General features: G+C 42.0%; 2 protein-coding genes. Both read left to right on the forward strand.

The window, feature by feature from the left end; genetic code table 11:
* Positions 1–544: dihydroorotate dehydrogenase (quinone) (pyrD, locus tag BCT81_RS21850; protein ID WP_102425824.1), on the forward strand; the 544-nt coding region annotated here is incomplete at its 5' end.
* A 220-nt stretch (positions 545–764) separates the two neighbouring features.
* Positions 765–1,316: a cell division protein ZapC gene (locus tag BCT81_RS21855; protein ID WP_008221983.1), complete on the forward strand. Its 552-nt coding sequence runs from the start codon at positions 765–767 to the stop codon at positions 1,314–1,316.
* Positions 1,317–1,543: the final 227 nt, after the last annotated feature.

The raw sequence follows: 1,543 nt of genomic DNA on the forward strand, positions 1-1,543 counted from the left end.
GATCTGTATGGAGAAGGTATACCAATACGCGGGTTACATTGCGGTAAATATCTCTTCACCAAACACACCAGGGCTACGTTCTCTACAATACGGCGAAGCACTTGATGATTTGCTGTCTGAGCTGAAAGCAAAACAAGCTGAACTAGAAGAGAAGCATGGTAAGTATGTTCCTCTAGCTCTTAAGATTGCGCCGGATCTAAGTGACGACGAAATCAGCCAAATTTGCGAATCATTGATCAAAAATAAGATCGATGGTGTGATCGCAACGAACACGACATTGGATCGTTCAATTGTCGAAGGCATGAAACACTGCGACGAAGCGGGTGGCCTAAGTGGACGTCCAGTTCAATCTCGTAGCACTGAAGTAGTTCGTAAACTTCACCAAGAGCTAGGTGATAAACTGCCGATCATCGGGGTAGGTGGCGTTGACTCTTATGTTGCTGCAAAAGAGAAAATGATGGCAGGTGCTCAGCTTGTCCAAGTTTACTCTGGTTTTATCTACAAAGGTCCACGCCTTGTAGCTGACATTGTCAAAAACCTGTAGTTTGCCAACTATAGTCGATATAGAGTATTAATATAAAAGTATCTATAAACTGACATCGTCTTACTAAAAGAGACACTGTAACTCCCTGAGTTGTAGAGAAAAGCGATAAGAAAGAGGAATTCATTTCCTCTTTTTTTTTGCCTATTGCTCAGTAAAATTACTGCAATTGAAGGTAATTTTGCGTTTTACCTAATGGAATGGTTCAACAGTGTGAGACGAAATGATGCTTAAACCTAGCGATACATGGAGTTGGTATTACGATGAGCAGCAATGTTCATTAATGCTAAACCTCGGAGAGGATATGATTTTCAAAACGAATCTGGTCCGCAATAAGCTGGTGGACTGCGCGTTTCGAGATAATGAATTCACCGTTGATGACGCATCCTCATACCAAACCTTCAAAGAACAAATTTCTGGCTTAGAGCTATCTGAGCCTCGCCAAGCAGAACTTGCGCTTTACTGCGTGGCTGCGAAGCGTTTCCACAAACCTGTACAACCAAAGAGCTGGTTCTTCGCACCTCAAGGCGCAGGCCATGAGTATCCTCAGGAAGGGGATATTGTACAAATGAATAACGAGCATAGCCTTGGTTACTTCATCGTGTTAGAAGTGGGCGAGTGTGCGAGCTTATGTGCATTTGTAGACCTAGAAGAGTTCCTACTGACTCCTTCAAAGGGATTACGCTTTGGTGATTCGATCAAGGTGATGCACGATAGAATGCTTGATGCTAACGCGATTCTGCATCAATCTCATCATATTGCGATGGTTGGCTAACTCAAATTTAATACATCATTTCCGCCATACGTAGCAGCGAACATCCTCGTCAAACCCTCCAAATAATCGGCTTAATAGCCGATTTTTTTGTGCCTAAAAAACCTCACCCTGATAAATGCATCACTCATAAACCATCAAAATAGTGAAGTTAAGACGATTTTTTTTACGTTAATTTCACCTTGTTTACTTCCCCAAAAGTGTAATTTACCCATATTTATTCCCTGTTT

It is taken from the genome of Vibrio sp. 10N.261.52.A1 (genome assembly GCF_002876325.1).
Classification (GTDB): Bacteria; Pseudomonadota; Gammaproteobacteria; order Enterobacterales; family Vibrionaceae; genus Vibrio; species Vibrio chagasii.

What these genes read in the sequence shown, in the direction of transcription:
- BCT81_RS21855 (WP_008221983.1), top strand. Translation starts at nt 765, where the DNA reads ATGATGCTTAAACCTAGCGATACATGGAGTTGGTATTACGATGAGCAG.